At 64.2% G+C, this 15,729-nt stretch carries 18 protein-coding genes and 1 other RNA gene; 4 read left to right on the top strand and 15 right to left on the bottom strand.

Annotated elements, in window-relative coordinates; all coding sequences use genetic code 11:
• Window positions 1-59: 59 nt before the first annotated feature.
• From EO156_RS06635 to EO156_RS06615, 5 genes are all read right to left on the bottom strand, one after another.
• Complete coding sequence (locus EO156_RS06635; RefSeq protein ID WP_003486556.1) at window positions 60-1,166, bottom strand: AI-2E family transporter; 1,107 nt, start codon at window positions 1,164-1,166, stop codon at window positions 60-62.
• Window positions 1,167-1,742: 576 nt separating this feature from the next.
• Window positions 1,743-2,126, bottom strand: coding sequence for a hypothetical protein (locus EO156_RS06630; RefSeq protein ID WP_016850761.1), 384 nt, complete (start codon window positions 2,124-2,126; stop codon window positions 1,743-1,745).
• Window positions 2,123-2,608, bottom strand: a complete 486-nt coding sequence (locus tag EO156_RS06625) for a phage holin family protein (protein WP_003486552.1) — start codon at window positions 2,606-2,608, stop codon at window positions 2,123-2,125. The genes EO156_RS06630 and EO156_RS06625 overlap by 4 nt, the downstream gene beginning before the upstream one ends.
• 3 nt (window positions 2,609-2,611) lie before the next feature.
• Window positions 2,612-2,974: a hypothetical protein gene (locus EO156_RS06620; RefSeq protein ID WP_005914354.1), complete on the bottom strand. Its 363-nt coding sequence runs from the start codon at window positions 2,972-2,974 to the stop codon at window positions 2,612-2,614.
• 116 nt (window positions 2,975-3,090) lie between these two features.
• Window positions 3,091-4,527: a Do family serine endopeptidase gene (locus tag EO156_RS06615; protein ID WP_016850759.1), complete on the bottom strand. Its 1,437-nt coding sequence runs from the start codon at window positions 4,525-4,527 to the stop codon at window positions 3,091-3,093.
• Window positions 4,528-4,770: 243 nt separating this feature from the next.
• Here EO156_RS06615 and EO156_RS06610 point away from each other — a divergent pair, with 243 nt between their 5' ends.
• Window positions 4,771-5,622: a histidine biosynthesis protein HisIE gene (locus EO156_RS06610; protein ID WP_005932281.1), complete on the top strand. Its 852-nt coding sequence runs from the start codon at window positions 4,771-4,773 to the stop codon at window positions 5,620-5,622.
• A gap of 463 nt (window positions 5,623-6,085) precedes the next feature.
• Here the strand turns inward: EO156_RS06610 and EO156_RS06600 are convergent, their stop codons facing one another.
• The 9 genes from EO156_RS06600 to EO156_RS06560 form a co-directional block, all read right to left on the bottom strand.
• Complete coding sequence (locus EO156_RS06600; RefSeq protein ID WP_016850758.1) at window positions 6,086-6,748, bottom strand: DUF3313 domain-containing protein; 663 nt, start codon at window positions 6,746-6,748, stop codon at window positions 6,086-6,088.
• A gap of 64 nt (window positions 6,749-6,812) precedes the next feature.
• Window positions 6,813-7,103: a hypothetical protein gene (locus tag EO156_RS06595; RefSeq protein WP_016850757.1), complete on the bottom strand. Its 291-nt coding sequence runs from the start codon at window positions 7,101-7,103 to the stop codon at window positions 6,813-6,815.
• A 138-nt stretch (window positions 7,104-7,241) separates the two neighbouring features.
• A non-coding RNA gene (locus EO156_RS06590) (sX9 sRNA) lies at window positions 7,242-7,310 on the bottom strand.
• Between the two features lie 174 nt (window positions 7,311-7,484).
• Window positions 7,485-8,669 (bottom strand): ATP-binding protein, encoded by a 1,185-nt coding sequence (locus EO156_RS06585; RefSeq protein WP_005914360.1) that lies wholly within the window; start codon window positions 8,667-8,669, stop codon window positions 7,485-7,487.
• On the bottom strand, window positions 8,666-9,331 hold the full coding sequence (locus EO156_RS06580) for a response regulator (RefSeq protein WP_005914362.1): 666 nt from the start codon (window positions 9,329-9,331) through the stop codon (window positions 8,666-8,668). Before EO156_RS06580 ends, EO156_RS06585 begins: the two co-directional genes overlap by 4 nt.
• Window positions 9,332-9,474: 143 nt before the next feature.
• Window positions 9,475-10,362: a TIGR01777 family oxidoreductase gene (locus EO156_RS06575; RefSeq protein WP_016850756.1), complete on the bottom strand. Its 888-nt coding sequence runs from the start codon at window positions 10,360-10,362 to the stop codon at window positions 9,475-9,477.
• A 205-nt stretch (window positions 10,363-10,567) separates the two neighbouring features.
• Window positions 10,568-11,161, bottom strand: coding sequence for a DUF4142 domain-containing protein (locus EO156_RS06570; RefSeq protein ID WP_016850755.1), 594 nt, complete (start codon window positions 11,159-11,161; stop codon window positions 10,568-10,570).
• 74 nt (window positions 11,162-11,235) lie between these two features.
• Window positions 11,236-11,511: a hypothetical protein gene (locus tag EO156_RS06565; protein ID WP_016850754.1), complete on the bottom strand. Its 276-nt coding sequence runs from the start codon at window positions 11,509-11,511 to the stop codon at window positions 11,236-11,238.
• Window positions 11,512-11,554: 43 nt separating this feature from the next.
• Complete coding sequence (locus EO156_RS06560; RefSeq protein WP_003486531.1) at window positions 11,555-11,836, bottom strand: hypothetical protein; 282 nt, start codon at window positions 11,834-11,836, stop codon at window positions 11,555-11,557.
• A 409-nt stretch (window positions 11,837-12,245) separates the two neighbouring features.
• Between EO156_RS06560 and EO156_RS24130 the strand changes: the two genes are divergently transcribed.
• The 3 genes from EO156_RS24130 to EO156_RS06550 all read left to right on the top strand — a co-directional run bounded on the left by EO156_RS24130 (window position 12,246) and on the right by EO156_RS06550 (window position 14,462).
• The gene (locus EO156_RS24130; protein ID WP_005914365.1) at window positions 12,246-12,410 is read left to right on the top strand and encodes a hypothetical protein; all 165 of its coding nucleotides are present in this window, start codon (window positions 12,246-12,248) and stop codon (window positions 12,408-12,410) included.
• An 88-nt stretch (window positions 12,411-12,498) separates the two neighbouring features.
• Window positions 12,499-13,593 carry a DUF3182 family protein gene (locus EO156_RS06555; protein ID WP_011052641.1) on the top strand — a complete coding sequence of 365 codons (1,095 nt, stop codon included), beginning with the start codon at window positions 12,499-12,501 and terminating at the stop codon, window positions 13,591-13,593.
• Window positions 13,593-14,462: an alpha/beta fold hydrolase gene (locus EO156_RS06550; RefSeq protein ID WP_016850752.1), complete on the top strand. Its 870-nt coding sequence runs from the start codon at window positions 13,593-13,595 to the stop codon at window positions 14,460-14,462. Before EO156_RS06555 ends, EO156_RS06550 begins: the two co-directional genes overlap by 1 nt.
• Before the next feature lie 262 nt (window positions 14,463-14,724).
• Here the strand turns inward: EO156_RS06550 and EO156_RS06545 are convergent, their stop codons facing one another.
• Window positions 14,725-15,525 carry a hypothetical protein gene (locus tag EO156_RS06545; protein ID WP_016850751.1) on the bottom strand — a complete coding sequence of 267 codons (801 nt, stop codon included), beginning with the start codon at window positions 15,523-15,525 and terminating at the stop codon, window positions 14,725-14,727.
• Window positions 15,526-15,729 lie beyond the last annotated feature (204 nt).

Here is a 15,729-nt window from a genome sequence, read left to right as displayed (position 1 = left end):
AATGGGTAGAGCGGCGCCTCTGCTGTTGCGATTCCCAACTCCCGATTCCCCATTCGCGGCTACTCCAGTAGCCGGGCCCAGCGCTGCATCCCGTCCACCCGGCTCAACACCATCTTGATGCAGACCAGCAACGGCACCGCCAGCAGCAGGCCGACCATGCCCCACAGCCAGCCGAACAGCATCAGCGCCAGGATCAGCATCAGCGGTGAGATCGCCATGCGTCGGCCCAGCACGATCGGTGTCACCACCTGGCCTTCGATGGTGTGCAGGGCCAGGTACAGGATCGCCGGCAGCAGCGAGGACAAGGTGGTGCGGAATTCCACAAAGCCCATCAGCAGCATCAGCATCACGCCGATCAACGGGCCGACATACGGTGCAAAATTCAGCAATGCGACCACCGTCCCCCATAGGATCGCTTCGGGCAGCGGAATCTGCAGGACATACAAAATACCGGCAAACACCAGCCCGACCAGCGTGTTGATCACGCTGATGGTGAGCACGTAGCGCGAGACCTCGCGTTCGATGTCCAGCATGATCTCGGTGGTGAACCGTTGCTGCTGACGGTTCGGTAGCAAGGCGATCGCATGCCGCTGCAGGCTTTCGCCATACACCATGAAGAAGAACGTCAGCAGCACTACCGCCAGCACCGAGGCCGCCAGCTTTGGGGTGCGGACCAGTGCCTTGTAAGGGTCGTCCATCTGCGTGCGCACGATCTGCACGCCGCGCTGGCCTTCGCCACCGGCCGCGCGTGCAAAATTTTCCGCTGCCTGGTTGGCTTGCATCACCGGCTTGGTCAGATCGCGCACATCGCGCGCAATCTGGCGCATCTGCCGTGGTGCCTGTTGTACCCATTCGGCGGCAGGGCCGGCCAATTGCGCGGCCAGCGTGACGGTACCGGCCAGGCCAAGGCACAGGATGAGCAAGGCACCGAGAAACCGCGGGATATACAGCTTGCGCAGACCCCGCAGGATGGGGTTGCCGATCAGCGCGAAAAACGCGGCCAGCATGATCGGCAGGATGATCGTCTGCGCCGCCCATAGCGTGTAACCAACGGCGAGCGTGGCCAGCACCACCAGCGAGGCCGGCGCGCGTGGGCGGGGCGCCGGTGCGGGCGGAAGCGAATCTGCCGCGGTGGCGGCATCCGGTGAGTCGACGGGAAGAGACATGCGCGCCCTGGCAGCAGACTGGCGTGCTGCCAGCGGTGCGCCATTATCGGCGCAATGCGTCAACGGCGCGCACAGGGCCTGTGGGCAGGATGTCAGCGAGCGAAGGCTAGTCTGGCGAACTCGGCCGCATGTGCCCTTGCAGGTCGCGGTGCGCAGTGTCGGTCGTCGATGTGAGATTGCCACTGCCCCACGATGATGCCGCAAGCTGCCAACCGCGATGGCACGCATGCTGCGCGAATGGCCGCCAGACATTGCAGCGATCGGCGAAGCTAAGTCGCCACATGTGGCGCGCGATCTCCGCATGTCAGAGCTGCTATCGGCCAGCGACCACGGCGGGCAGTCGTGTGCAGAAATGGAAGGCGCAGACGCCCATATCCGCGGGTTAGTCGTGCAGTCATTCCTTCGACCAATCCCCAAGCGTAGTACGTGCGCGCTGCGCCGGTGCCGAACATGTTCGTCCGGCCGTGGTACGGATTCTCGGTTGCTCCGGTGCGTCGATGACTTGCACAGGCCAATGTGCGGTCGCCAACGACAGCGGCCTGGCAGAGCGCTGGCCGCCGTGAATATCCTCCGCGCTCAGGCGGCGCGATCGGCCGGGACCTGCACCACGGTCACCGGCGGGTCCGCTGCCACTTCCTCGGCATTGTCTGCCGCACGTTCGGCCTGCTCGGAAGCTTCCTGCGCACGGTGCGCGGTGAACAGCGCGGAGATGGTACTGATCATCTGCAGAAGCTTGGGAATACCGCCAAGCTTGCTGGCGATGCTCCCCAATGCCGCCTGCGGTTCATTACGGCCGGTGACAAACCCCAGCCCGAAGCCCACCGTCACGATGCGCAGCGGCGACCACCCGGCGCGCCAGGTCTGGCGGAGTTCGCTCCAATGCAGGCGCGTTTCCTGCGCACGTCCTTCGACCAGATATTCGGCGCGTTCGACGCGTTGACGCAAGGTTCCAAATTTCATGGACGTGCTCCACTGGCAGAGGTCGCCGCCTCATCGTCTTTGCCGGGGTCATCGAAAATCCCAAGCTTGATGAGCTGACGGCGCGTTGCATTCATGCCGGTATGGTCGAAGTAGAAGAACACACGCCATGCCGCAATGCCGGTCACCAACAGACTCGCCAACGCAGTGAAAAACATCGCCTGGAACCACGACAGCCCGGCACGCTGCAGCAGGGCGATGATGGCGCCAGCCAGCAATAACCACGACGAGGCACCGAACACCACGGCCACGCAGGCCCAGGCCAGGCCTCGCCCGAATGCGCTGCGTGCCAGTTGCAGATCAGCCGACACCAGCCGGCGCAAGGCGCGACTGGTGTCCTTGGCCGAGCCCAGCGTGGCACGGCCGGCGGCGCCGACCGCACGTACGCTTTCGTCCAGTCCTGGCGTTTGCGCGGGCGCGTCTGGCGCGTCGGTTCCGGCAGCGGGAGAGGCCTGATCGCTCACGACTTAGTTGTCGTTGCTGCGTGCCAGCTTGGCGATGACCCAGCCAGCGGCGAAGGCAACGCCGAAGGCGGCCAGCGGACGCTCGCGGATCAGATCGGTGGCGCTTTCCAGCAGATCGTTGCCCTTGGCAACCAGGACGTCGATCTGCTCCTTGGCAGCGGCACCGCCGAACTCGGCAGCGGCCATGCCGGCCAGCGCGGTGTCGGACAGTTCGGCCTTGACGTTGGCGCGACCGAGCTTGAGCTCATCGCCGGCGGCGCTGGTCGCACCCCTGACGGCTTCGCCGGCGGCGCTTGCGGCCGACTTCAGGTGGGTGCCGGCTTCGCTCAGGTTTTCCTTCAGCTGATCGGTATTGGTGGGGCTCATGCGATATCTCCTTCGGTCATTGATGGCAGCCGCCACTCACGTGCGGTCGAGCGGTAGCAATAGCACCGGGGGGGTGTAGGAGGCGTTAGTGCAACCAACTTTCGGTACACAGTGCGTCAACGCATCAGCGCGTCGTACTGCGCGTTGCCACGCAGGATACGCACGACAAGTTGCTGCGGTTTACGTTGGAAATTGGCCCGCCAGCTGGCAAGGTCGGCGAACTCGCCCACGCTGCCGGCCACGATCACATCGCCGGCGACCAGGCCGTTGGCGGCAGCGCGACCGCCGCGTTTGACCTCGCTCACCATCACCCCGGTGATGCCCGACTGACGCAGCGATTCGGGGAGATCGACGAAGGTCGCGCCGGTCAGACGCGGGTCTAGCATGTCGCCGGTGATGGCGCGGTCCTGCTCTTTCAGCGTGGCCTTGAGTTTGAGCGGCTTGCCATCGCGACGGATATCCAGGGTCACCGCACTGCCAACCGCCTGCAGGCCTTCGTAGTTGTGCAGCGCTTCGGCGCTGTCCACGCGCTGGTCGTTGGCCGCCACCACGACATCGCCCGGTTGCACGCCTGCCGCCGCCGCTGCGGAGCCCGGCAACACCCGTGTCACCAATGCGCCGCGCAACGAATCCACCCCCAGGCCCTGCAGCATCTGTTGGGTGAGGTTCTGGGTCTCCAGGCCGAGCGTGCCGCGCACCACCACGCCCTTGGTCACCAATTGCTCGACGACATTGCGCGCCAGGTTGGACGGAATCGCCAGCCCCAGGCCGATATTGCCGGCCATGCTGCCCTGCGGATTGAAGCTGGCGGTGTTGATGCCAACCAACTGGCCTTGCAGGTTGACCAGCGCGCCGCCCGAGTTGCCGGGGTTGATCGAGGCATCGGTCTGGATGAAGTTCTGGTAGCCCAAGCCGCGAATCCCGCTGCGCCCCACTGCCGAGACGATGCCGGAGGTGACGGTCTGGGTGAAGCCGAACGGGTTGCCGATGGCCACCACAAAATCGCCCACGCGTAGCGCGTTGCTGTCGGCCAGTTTGATATCGGTGAGGTTGTCGGCCTTGATGCGGATCAGCGCAATATCGGTATCGGCATCGGAACCGATGAACTCGGCCTTGACCGTGCGTCCGTCGCCGAGCGTCACCTGCACGTCGTCGGCGTTTTCGATGACGTGGTGATTGGTCAGCACATACCCTTTTTGCGCATCGATGATCACGCCCGAACCCAGCGACTCGTTGATGCGGTCCTGCGGCACCTGCGGAAACAGCCGGCGCAGGATCGGGTCGTTGAAGAACGGGTTGCGGACGCGCACCACCTGTTTGGTGTTCACGCTCACCACCGCGGGCATGGCCTGCTGCAGCATCGGCGCCAGCGACGGCACAGGTTGGCCGGCCACCGCCGCCGGCAATGCGGCGGCCGTCGGCAGGGTAAAGGCGGCATTGCTGGGGGGTGTGGCTTCGGCGCGATTGTCGAGCCAGGCGTTGATGCCGGTGGCGGCAAAGCCGCCGAAGGCAGCGGCCAGCGAAAGAGTCAGCAAGGTAGGCAGCGGTCGCATGGAACGGATTCCGGGTTACGCGGTGGATGAGGAATAGGGCGTCTGACTACGTAAATCAAGCTGAACGAGAGTGCCCGCATGCAATTTAACTGCCGGTGAAAGTGCCGCACATCCCTTGCCCTGATTGCGTTGACAGCCCGGCAGGCCGGGCGTAGCGTCCGCTTGATCCGATGCCTGTTCAGCATGTTGCGTGCCGTCGCGCATCGCCTAAGTTTCCCGCACTGACGCCCTTAAGGAGGGTCTATGAGCAACGGCAATGGTGTAACGGCAACCCTGTCCGACGCCGTCGATAGCGTAAAAAGCACCGCCACCGAGTTGACCGAGACCATCGCAAGCACCGCCAGCGAGGCGGTTGCCAGCGTGCAGGAGGCTGCAGGCACGGCGGTGGAAGAGGTCAAGACGCAGGTGGCCAAAGCGCGCAAGGCGGTGGTCAAGGTCGAAAAGAACGTGGCCAGGAACGCCGGCACTGCGGCCAGCGCAGTGAAACGCAGCGTGGCCAAGACCAAGCGCTCGCTGGCGGCCACCAAGGACGCTGCCAAGGACAAGCTGGTCGCCACCAAGGAGGCCGCCAAGCAGAAGCTCACCGCCACCAAGGACGCGGCCAAGCAAACGTTGACCTCGACCACGCAGGCCGCCAAGCAGAAGTTGAGCAGCACCAGCGCCGCGGCCAAGCAGAAGCTCACCGACACCAAGGCCACTACCAAGCGCAAGCTGGAAACCGCCAAGGCCAATGCCAGGGCCGAAGCGGCCGCACTGAATGCCAAGACCGCCGCCAAGCGCGCCGCACGCAAGACCGCCGTTGCAACGGTGAACGCACGCACGGCGGCGAAGAAGGCAGCCAAGAAGGCAGCAGCCAAGCCGGCGGCAGCGAAGAAGACGTTGGTCAAGCCTGCAGCCAAGAAGGCGCCGGTCGCCAAGCAAACCGCGACCAGGCAGGCCGCAGTGAAGAAGGCCCCGCTCAAGAAGGCCGTGACCAAGACCGCGTTGAAGAAAGCCGCCAAGGTGACCAAGACCCCGGCCACGCGTGCCGTGGCAAAGACCACCGCCGCGCGCAAGGCAGTGGGCAAGAAAGCGGCAAAGCGCGTCACGCGTTGAGGTTGTCACGCTGCGGCGCAGGGTGAGTTGCCTAGGCCGCTAGCGTGAGACGCGTGCAGCGCACGCGCCATGTGCCATGAACCATGTGCAATGTCGAAAAAGCCGGCGCTGTTTTCACGGCGTCGGCTTTTTCGTTGCAGCGGCTTTGACTAACGCCCCTCTCCTGCGGGACAGGGATTGGGCTGAGGGTACGGAGCGACGCCATACGTGTTATCGAACAATACGAGGCTTTGCCACCAATCCACACCAGCCAGACGAGGCTTGTCAGGGAGCCTCATCTACCCTCGCGGGGCACCTTCTCCTCCACGAGGAGAACAATGGCCCGGTAAAAGAAGGCAATGCCACTGCACAAAGCGCCCAACACGGTGATGACTCTGCACTGGGCGAGAGGACTGCCCGAAAGTATCGCGTGCGAGCACTCCGATACGCACAGGCATCGCGCACGCAGTAAAAGGAGCAAGGCCTAGCGCATGCCATCGACAAACTGTTTCGCACCCAGGCCGATCCCGGCCTTGGCCGCGTCATAAGCACCGAGGCTGGCCTTGATGTTCATTGCATTGGGGTATTGCTTTTCGACATAGGCCGCCAGCAAGCGATCGCTTGACGCGTCGAAGATTTCCACCGCATAGCTGACCGAGCCGGAGAATGCGCCTTCCCTGCCACGCGCGGCCTGCACGGCGTTGTAGGAGCCGCCGCCGATATCGACCTTCATGAAGGTGCCGAGCACCCGCTTGCTGGGTTTGGCGCCGGTCAAGGTGAGCCGCACACGCAAGGTGTCGGGCCCGATGGCGTTGGTGGGTTGCCAGCGCTCGCCGATTGCCTCGCCGAACTCGCGTTGCATGAGCTCGGCAAGCATGCGTTTGTCCTGCTCGGGCACGTTTTCGAATTGCGCATCGGGGCCGCGGTAAATGCTCACCGGCTCGATCAGTGCGGTGCGATATCGCGACCAATCCACGTCGCCGTGATACGCGTACGGCATGCGGTCGCCGCGGCTGCCATCGTGCGGCCGCAGGTAGCTCGAAGATGGCAATTGGCGATAGGGCATGGGGCGGGTGCTGGCGCAGCCGATCAGGATGACGCTGACAACGGCGAGTGCGCAGTATCGAACGAATGAACAAGCCGACATGGGGAACTACCTGAAGGAGGGAGGCGGATGGATGCAGTTGCAGCGCGCTGGCGTGACCTGATGCTCAGTGCATCAGAAAGCTGGCAGCCGCTAGCCCGAACACGGCCGCTGCGGCGGCGAACAACACGCCGCTCTTGGCCAAGTGCTGCAGGCGGCGGGTGTCGCGCGCGCTGCGGATATCCGGCAACGCGCACCAGATGTCGCGGTTACGCGTGCCTGTAAAGCCGCAGTGAAATTCCGACGCGACAGGCAGTGGCAGCGGATGCGCAGCGACGGGGTCGTTGGCGGCGCGCTGCACGACTGGCAGCGACAGCGCGTTGGGGAGGCGTTGGGTGGAACGGATCGAGTGAGGCATCACCAGGCATCCTTGATGCGTGCGATGAGTGCACTGTAGGCAAGCGAGTTTGGGAACTTATTGGATCACCGCGACGACCGCGCACCTTGGCGAAAGCGCGATACGCCGTGCATCACGCAATGGTGTCCGCATGAGAGCGACTACCAAAACAGAGCGAGCAGCGATCAGGTGGGTGTGGATGGCGCTCGCGCGCCCCACTGTACGCATCAGATAGGCCGTATCGCGTTGGTCGCACTGGGCCTGTGCGTGGTGCGAACTCGCGGCTTCCACGTGCCGCCGCTGGTACATGCCGCACCGAGCACTGGCCGCGCCATCCCGTGGTTGCGCAGTCGTTTGGTTAGCCGCGTTTCGTAGTGCCCTCGCACTGCCGCGCAGGCAGATTCAGGCCGCGCTGGCGGGGTGGTCGCCGGCAAACACCACGCGTACGCACAGCCCGCGTCCATCGTTGCCGTCGCCGGCTTCGATCGTTGCACCGTGCAGGCGCGCAATGCCGGCGACCAGCGACAACCCGATTCCACTGCCCTGTACTGCGCTGCCGGGCACGCGATAAAACCGCTCGAAAATAGCGGCCTGCGCGCTCTCGGGTACGCCGGGGCCGTCATCGCTGACCTGCAAGAAGGGGTGCAGGACGTCAGCGCGCAAACAATAGCCGCAGCTCACTTCCACCTTGCCATGCAGGCGGCCATAGCGGATGGCGTTGTCGACCAGGTTGCGGATCAGAATGCCCACTGCATCCACATCGCAACGCACCAGGCAGGGCGATGCCTCAACCTGCAACTGCATCTGGCGCGCATCGGCCTGCACGCTGAATTCGTCCAGCACATGCGAGATTAGCTCGCCCATTTCGACTTGATGATAGGCGGCTGAACTGATGCCGGCATCCAGTCGTGCCAGATCCAGCAATTGTTCGGCCAGCCGATTACTGCGACGCGCGGTTTCCAGCAGTTGGCGCAGCGCGGCGTCCTTGGCGTCCAGTGTGGGCGCGCGCAATGCGACCTCGGCGTAGGCATGCAGTGCCGAGAGCGGCGTGCGCAGTTCGTGCGCGGCATCGGCGACGAAATCGCGTTCGGCCTGGACGGCTTGTTCCACCCGCGCCAGCAAGGTGTTGAACGAGGCGATCAGCGGGCGAATTTCGTCGGGCGCCTGTGCCAGCGGCACCGGCTCGGTATCCAGGCCGGTGCGTTGCGCGATGGCGCCGGACAGGGCGCGCAGCGGCCCCAGCGAGGTCCGCACGGCCCACCACATCAATAGCCCCAGGATGCCCAATTGCACGGTGTTGAGCACCACTGCGATCAGGGTCTGCTTCACGCTCATGCGCGAGGATGGGTTGCCGATCGGGGTCGGCGTGGTTGCCGCGTCGGGCGGCTCTGTCTGCGTATCGAAGCGGTGCTGGAGCGCGTCGGGCAAGGTGGCGAGCAGTTGATCGCCGAGCAGGTTGAGTTCCTGCTCGAACACGCTGTGATGACCCTGGGTGACCAGTGCGACCAGGATCCACAGAGAGGTGGACCAGCTCAGCAGAACGATCGCGGCCAGCGCCGCCAGCATGCGTGCCTGCAGCGACTTCATTCCGGGGTCTTTCCGACCATGTAGCCCTGGCCATAGACGGTGGAGATCAGCGCATCGCCCAGCTTGCGCCGCAACTGGTGCACATACACCGCGATCATGTTGCTGCCCCCTTCGGATGGGCCGCCATAGATGCCTTCTTCCAGCTGATCCTTGGTGACCACGCGTCCGGCACGTTCCATCAACGCCAGCAGCAGGCGGTATTCGTGTGCGCTCAGCGCCACCCATTTGCCGTCCTTGGTGACCTTGCGGCTGCTCGGATCCATACAGACGTCGCCGTGGCTGAGCAGGGGCACCACGCGGCCCTGGCTGCGCCGGGTGACCGCCCGCAGCCGCGCCATCAGCTCGTCGAACTGAAACGGCTTGACCAGATAATCGTCGGCGCCGGCATCCAGACCGCGGATGCGGTCGGTGAGCTGGCCACGCGCGGTCAGCGCGATTACCGGGGTGGCATCGTAGTGGCTGCGCATGAAACGGATCACGCTCAGCCCGGACTCGCCCGGCAGGCCGATATCCAGCAACACCGCACTGTAGCGATGGTCCACCAGCACCGTCTTGGCGGCATTGGCATGACCGACATGATCGATGGTCCATGACTGCTGACGCACACCGTCGCAGATGGCGTTGGCCAGCATGGTGTCGTCTTCGACGAGGAGCAGATGCATAGGTGTTCTGCCGTGCGCAGGGCCAGTCCGAGATCCGCAGCACTGTCGGTGATGAAGCTTAGGCAAATATTAGTGCATGGCCGAACCGCACGCAGGCCAGGCCATGCATGCCGTTCGGCCCCGCTTGGTCAGGCTCTGCCCGCTCAGCGCTGCACAATGGCGCGCAGCGCAGCGTCCAGGTGGAGGTACTGAAAGCGGAAGCCGGCATCGAGCGCGCGTTGCGGCAGCACGCGCTGGCTGATCAGCAGCAGGTCGGCCATCTCGCCGAAGCCCAGCCGCAGCAAACCGCCCGGCAATGCCAACAGGGCGGGGCGGTGCAGCACCTGGGCCAGCGTGCGTGCGAAGTCGGCATTGGTCACCGGATTGGGTGCCGTCGCGTTGTAGGCGCCAGGCTGGCCTTGCTGCAGCAACCACAGCAAGAGCGCAACCATATCGGCGCGGTGGATCCAGCTCATCCACTGCCTGCCATCGCCGAACGGTCCACCGCCGCCGAATCGGAATGCCGGCAGCATGCGGGCCAGCGCGCCGCCGTCGCGATCCAGCACGATCCCGGTGCGCACCCAGCTCACCCGCGGGCCGAGTGCGGCGATGGTGTTGGCTTCGGCTTCCCAGTCGCGGCACAGCACCGCAGAGAAGTCATCGCCGGCGGGCTCGGCTTCGGTCAACGCAGTATCGCCACGTTCGCCGTAGTAGCCCACCGCCGAGCCGGAAATCAGCACCGAGGGGCGTTGCGCGGCCGGCTGCTGCGCGATCCAGGCCTGCAATTGGCGCGTGATGCCCAGGCGCGATTGGCGGAAGCGCTGCTTGCGGGCGTCGGTCCAGCGACCGGTGGCCAGCGGCTCGCCAGCCAGGTTGATGACCGCATCGGCCTGGACCCCCTCCAGTGTGTGTACTGCGGTGATGCCGGGCAGGCTGCGCGCGGCGCGGTGCGGGTCGCGGGTCAGCACGCTGACCTGATGGCCGGCCTGCAACAATGCCGGGCACAAGGCCTGTCCAATGAAGCCGGTGCCGCCGGTGATGAGCAGATGCATGCAGGGCTCCTGGCCGAATCGATGCGGCACGATAGGCCAGGATCCCGCCAAGCGAGGTGAAGCTGGTACGGACAGGCGGCTGTGCGCTGCGCCGTCAGCTTGCGGCGTGGCCCAGCTACCTGGACGGCAGCGGCGCGTGCTGCCACTCAACGCAAACGCGCCGGACCGGCCGGCGCGTTTGCAGGGCGAGCGCTTGATCAGCCGCCTACTTGGACGACGACACCGCGTGGGCGCGTTCGAAATGCGCCGAAACCACGCGGCGCGTCTCTTCCAGATGCTGTTTGACCGGCGCGCTTTCGGCGGCGGGCAGCAGTTCCGAATCGATGATCTTGATGGTGTCGCCATGGTCGATGACCATGTTGCGCATGAATGCATTGCGGTACGCATCCTTGCCGTCCGGCAAGGTCAGCGTCTTGGACAGCGCTTCCACTGCCGCCTTGCCCTTGGCGCGCATGGCCTGTGCGCGTGGGCTCTCGGTTGCGCCAAGCGACTTGGTCTTTTCAAGGTCGGTTTGGTGGTCGTGCAGCATCTGCTGCGCGAACTCGCCGGTGGCACCGCCCAGATCCTGTGCGATGGCCTGCTTGGCGAGTGCGATCTCGTTGTCGTTGATCGCTGCCAGCACGCCCAGCACTGCGCTATCGCCCTTGGCCAACTCGGTCGCGCCGCTGCCGCTGACGGGCGCAGCCGTCGGCTCGGGCGACACCGCTGGCGCAGTGCGCGACGCATCGCCGCCGGGGCGATCGCAGGCAGTCAGAGAGAGCATGGCCAACAGCGAAGCGGTGATAAGCGTGAATTTCATGAAGATCCTGGATGAGTCGACGATTGCCGACGTTGAAATGCAAAGGAGCCGCTACGCGGCTCCGGGGAGGTCGGTCAGGCCCATTGCGGCTGGGCAACGGGCGACATGCCCAATGGTCTGGCAGGCACCTTGGGTGCGCGCACGGCGTCCTGCGCACTGCGGCAGGTACGCGCCATGCGGGCGGTGCGTTCGCGAATCAACGCGTGTTCGCTGGCCGGCGCGCTGCCCAACAGACTGGCGACGTGGAAGCCAAGGATTTCCTCCGCGCGGTCGCACTGGTCGCTGACGATGTGCGGCACCAACCGCTCCAGTCGTTCCAGCTCCTGCTGCACTTGATACGGGGTTTTCATGACGATCTCCAATGAAAAACAGGTGTTGCTGGGTACTGCGGACTCAACTATTGCGTGCGCCCAGACGCTGCCAGCAATCGGTTGCCAACTGTTCGTAGTTGGACTGCGTGCTGGATGAGATGAAGTGATGCTCCAGGCGGTCACGGAACAGGCGCAGACGTTCCTGGTCGCTCGAACGCGGGGCTTGCAGATAGATATCGCAGGCCATTTTCACCACCGGGGACAACTCGCTGAACTTGCCTGCGCCAAGGTTGCCCTGGGCATGCCGCGCCTGCCAATGCGCGATTTCGGCCTGTACATCGATGACGGATGGATCTCTGCTCATGGCTTGGGGTGTTCCGGTATAAACAAACTTGACCTGCAGGGTAACTGCGGGTATGTCAACGATTGATCATCGAACCCGACCATTGCAGCGCTTCGGCGCGTTGCACGCTTAATTGGTCAGATTGCTTGACTGCATCTGCACGCGGCGCATGCAGGTGCGTGCATGTGGTCAACGCGCACCACGTGACGCGTATGTAACCGCGTTGTCGAAACAATGCATTGGTCTCGTATGCGTTCCGATGTCACGACAGCAGCGCACCCGACCACCTTGGGTCCCGTATGTGATCGCCGATCAGGCGAAAATCGCCTTTGCAATGCCGCATTTCACGGAAGATTCTGAACCGCTCCACACTTATGTAACGTCTGATCATTAAGGTAAGCGGCGACGTAATGGAGCGAGAGTACCCAGGATGCAGGACAGCGAGACCAGTAGCCGTAAGCCGCATCATGCAAGCGGCACACCTGAAGCCCGCGTGTGGTGGCACGCCTTGTTGGAGTTGCGCGGCGGGCGTATCGCCATCAGTTTGATCGTGGTGTTCCTGATTGTGCTTGGCCTGTATCTGGCACTGAAGTAAGGCTCCGGCGACACCCACGTCCACGACTCGTCCCTCAGCTGCGACCGAGGCCAGCAACGACGCGCGATCACGCCGCAGGGGAGAGGTCATGGCACAGACGCACTACCGACAGGTGCTTGGGCATGCCACGCGCCCCGTGCCCGAGCATGGTCATGAGCGTGCAACGCATGCTTGGGTGTGTGGCGAAATTGCGCGTTTGCTGGGCGTGCGCGATGCCGGCGTCGCCGGCCATGGCGTCGTTGAAGCTGGAACGTTCCACGTACCCGATGACACGCTCACCACCGCACAAGCACGCGGACTTGGTATCCAAGGCGCCGGCGACTTGCTCGGCGGTATCGTGCCGCATGCGTTTCTGGCGACCAAGGTCATCGGTCACCCACTGATTTGCGCCGATGCGGCAAGCACGGCGGGCTGGGATCAGGCGCTAGCCATATCACTGATTCCCGCCACGCTGCCGGGCTACACCGCGTTTTCTCGCCCGGATGCGTTGCATGCGTTCGAGGCGCTGTCTGGCGGCGGAGACGTGCGCCTGAAGCTACCCACCGGCGTAGGTGGCAACGACCAGTGGCGCATTGCCGATGCATGGCAGCTGACGCAGATGCTGGACAGCCTGCCCGATACCTATCTAGGTACGCATGGCGGCGTGCTTGAGCGCAATATCTTGCAGCCAATGACGCACAGCGTGGGCGAGTTGTGTCTTGCCGGCGTCCAGATCGCGTACTACGGCACGCAATGCAGCGTGCCCAATGCGGACGGCAGCGATGTCTACGGCGGCTCGTCGTTGCGCGTCTACCGCGGGTCGTTGGAGGCATTGATGGCGACAGCCTTGCCATCGCTCGAGCGGCGGGTGGTCGAACAGGCGTGCAGCTACGATCGAGGCGTCACCGCGGCTTATCCTGAGCTGCAGATTTCCCGCCGCAACTACGATGTGGTCAGCGGGCAGGATGCGGGCAACGTTCCGGTATGCGGCGTACTGGAACAATCCTGGCGAATCGGGGGCGCAACCCCGGCCGAACTCGCTGCAATTGCCGCGTTTCAGCAAGATCCCGCATTGCAGTGGGTCAGTGCGTCCACTCACGAAATCTATGCGGGCGAGCCGCCGACCGATGCGCAGGTCTACTACCGCGCAACCCAACCCGGCCCTGGGCCGCGTTACAAATACAGGAGGATCTCTGCAACGTAATGGAAGCCAAACTTTCCAGTATCGACATTCCGGTCGGCAACGACGCACTCAGTGGCACTTTGCTCACGCCTTCAGGTATGCCTGCAGTGTTGTTCGTGCACGGCTGGGGCGGCAGCCAACACCACAGCCTGGTACGTGCGCGCGAGGCGGCAGGCCTGGGCTGCATCTGCATGACCTTCGATCTACGTGGGCATGAGGGTTATGCATCGATGCGCCAGACCGTGACACGCGCGCAGAACCTGGACGACATCAAGGCCGCGTACGATCAATTGGCGAGCCTGCCGTACGTGGATGCGCAGTCGATCGCAGTGGTCGGCCTGAGTTACGGGGGCTATTTGTCCGCATTGCTGACGCGCGAACGCCCGGTGGAATGGCTGGCGTTGCGATCTCCTGCGCTCTACAAGGACGCGCACTGGGATCAACCCAAGGTCAGCCTGAACGCCGACCCGGACCTGATGGCGTACCGCCAGCAGCGCCTGCATCCGGCCGATAACATCGCCTTGGCCGCCTGCGCCGAGTACAAGGGCGATGTGCTGTTGGTGGAAGCCGAACACGATGTGATCGTGCCGCAGCCGGTGCTGCACAACTATGCGCAAGCGTTCGTGCAGGCGCGTTCGCTCACATCGCGCGTCATCGCTGGCGCGGACCATGCGCTCAGCATCAAGGAACACCAGCAGCAATACACGCGTGCACTGATCGACTGGCTGACCGAAATGGTCGTGGGACGTCGGATCGCATTGGCCAAGGAAGTGGTGGCCACGCGCAAGCAGCTGCTCAAGGATCAGCAAGGTGCTGCTGCGACCTCATTGGGACAGGCCGCTCCGGTCTTTCATGGCGACATCCGTGCGGTGGAGAAGACCGCAGATTAGTCGTCCGGGACGAGATGGCGTGCGCAAGCTCGATGGGGCGTGCATCCGTCGCCTTCTCGGCCTGGTGATGCCCAGCGCGCGCGGACTATCGTGTTGGTTGCTCAGCTCGGAATGCATGTCGCATCGATGCGCCCTGAGTGCCGCCGAGCGAGCAATGGAACTTGCATCGCTCCCCCACGCGGAACGGGCCCCAACGGGCCCGCCCTGGTTCAGCGCGTTGCGCTCGCCGCGGCGCTTATTACAGCGCCGCGGCGATCACGCTTTAAACGCGCGGGTCGGTCGGGTGACGGCGCGCGGCTGCATCGTGATGCTCGGAATCGAACGCTTCGCGCACTGCGTGCTTGGCCTTTTCCCAGCTTAGGCGTGAATTTGCCTTGAAGCGATCCCAGCCATCGCCTAGATCGCGTTCCAGGTGGTCGTCCCACTGGCGGCCGGCGTGCTGCTGGCGCGCCTGCATGCCATAGCGGTAGGCCGGGCGATAGTCGTCATAGGAATAGTCGGCATCGCGGTAGCTGGCGCTGTCGAAGCGGCCTGCGTAGTGCGTGTCGCTGTCGCGATAGACAGTGTGGGTACGGTCCGCACGCTCCCATGCATCGCGTGCTGCAAGCCGGGCTTCGTCCCATTCCAGGCGCGATTGCCCGCGGTTACGCGGCCATTCGCCGGCCAACGTGGCTTCGGTTTCTTCCCACGTGTTGGTGGGGCGGGTCTCACGTGCCTGCAAACCGAATCCGTAGACGGTTGCGTAATCGCGATCGTAGTCGGTGCCTTCCTTGTAGTAAGGACGATTGCGGTGCTCCTGGCGCCAGTATTCTGTCTCCACAGTGGGGTCGAGCCGTTCGGCCACGCCTTTGCCAGCCGCAGCGCCAGCAACCACACCGGCTGCTGCACCGATCAAGGTGCCGAGCGGCCCGAACACCGTGCCTGCGAGCGCGCCTGCTGCCGCACCGCCGGCGATGCCGCCCACACCGACGCCGACCGGATGCGAACCGGGCGCACCGGAGATGGGGTCGCGGTTCAAGTCCCTTGCTTCTTCCTTGCGTTCCTGCTTGTCGAGATTGCTCATACCGCCTCCGGTTATCTAATGGATGCGCCCTGGAGATCAGACCGCGAACGAGGCGCCACGATGGCGTCGAAAGAGTGAAACGCGCGTGCTTTGATGTGAGCGCCATCGCGACATGACTGAACTGTGCACTGCATTGCGGATGAGGTTGCTCACCCGCTCGCGCAACGTGTCTGCAACAAAAAAGGCCGCTAATGCGGCCCTTTT

It is taken from the genome of Xanthomonas sp. DAR33341 (assembly GCF_003992815.1).
GTDB classification, from domain to species: Bacteria; Pseudomonadota; Gammaproteobacteria; order Xanthomonadales; family Xanthomonadaceae; genus Xanthomonas; species Xanthomonas cissicola.
Note: the sequence above shows the minus strand (reverse complement) of the source record. Positions and strands in the feature narration are given on the sequence as shown.

Excerpts from the sequence above, each read along its gene's own strand:
- EO156_RS06635 (WP_003486556.1), bottom strand. The coding sequence starts at position 1,166 with ATGTCTCTTCCCGTCGACTCACCGGATGCCGCCACCGCGGCAGATTCG.
- EO156_RS06630 (WP_016850761.1), bottom strand. The coding sequence starts at position 2,126 with ATGAAATTTGGAACCTTGCGTCAACGCGTCGAACGCGCCGAATATCTG.
- EO156_RS06620 (WP_005914354.1), bottom strand. The coding sequence starts at position 2,974 with ATGAGCCCCACCAATACCGATCAGCTGAAGGAAAACCTGAGCGAAGCC.
- EO156_RS06615 (WP_016850759.1), bottom strand. The coding sequence starts at position 4,527 with ATGCGACCGCTGCCTACCTTGCTGACTCTTTCGCTGGCCGCTGCCTTC.
- EO156_RS06610 (WP_005932281.1), top strand. The coding sequence starts at position 4,771 with ATGAGCAACGGCAATGGTGTAACGGCAACCCTGTCCGACGCCGTCGAT.
- EO156_RS06600 (WP_016850758.1), bottom strand. The coding sequence starts at position 6,748 with ATGTCGGCTTGTTCATTCGTTCGATACTGCGCACTCGCCGTTGTCAGC.
- EO156_RS06595 (WP_016850757.1), bottom strand. The coding sequence starts at position 7,103 with ATGCCTCACTCGATCCGTTCCACCCAACGCCTCCCCAACGCGCTGTCG.
- EO156_RS06585 (WP_005914360.1), bottom strand. The coding sequence starts at position 8,669 with ATGAAGTCGCTGCAGGCACGCATGCTGGCGGCGCTGGCCGCGATCGTT.
- EO156_RS06580 (WP_005914362.1), bottom strand. The coding sequence starts at position 9,331 with ATGCATCTGCTCCTCGTCGAAGACGACACCATGCTGGCCAACGCCATC.
- EO156_RS06575 (WP_016850756.1), bottom strand. The coding sequence starts at position 10,362 with ATGCATCTGCTCATCACCGGCGGCACCGGCTTCATTGGACAGGCCTTG.
- EO156_RS06570 (WP_016850755.1), bottom strand. The coding sequence starts at position 11,161 with ATGAAATTCACGCTTATCACCGCTTCGCTGTTGGCCATGCTCTCTCTG.
- EO156_RS06565 (WP_016850754.1), bottom strand. The coding sequence starts at position 11,511 with ATGAAAACCCCGTATCAAGTGCAGCAGGAGCTGGAACGACTGGAGCGG.
- EO156_RS06560 (WP_003486531.1), bottom strand. The coding sequence starts at position 11,836 with ATGAGCAGAGATCCATCCGTCATCGATGTACAGGCCGAAATCGCGCAT.
- EO156_RS24130 (WP_005914365.1), top strand. The coding sequence starts at position 12,246 with ATGCAGGACAGCGAGACCAGTAGCCGTAAGCCGCATCATGCAAGCGGC.
- EO156_RS06555 (WP_011052641.1), top strand. The coding sequence starts at position 12,499 with ATGGCACAGACGCACTACCGACAGGTGCTTGGGCATGCCACGCGCCCC.
- EO156_RS06550 (WP_016850752.1), top strand. The coding sequence starts at position 13,593 with ATGGAAGCCAAACTTTCCAGTATCGACATTCCGGTCGGCAACGACGCA.
- EO156_RS06545 (WP_016850751.1), bottom strand. The coding sequence starts at position 15,525 with ATGAGCAATCTCGACAAGCAGGAACGCAAGGAAGAAGCAAGGGACTTG.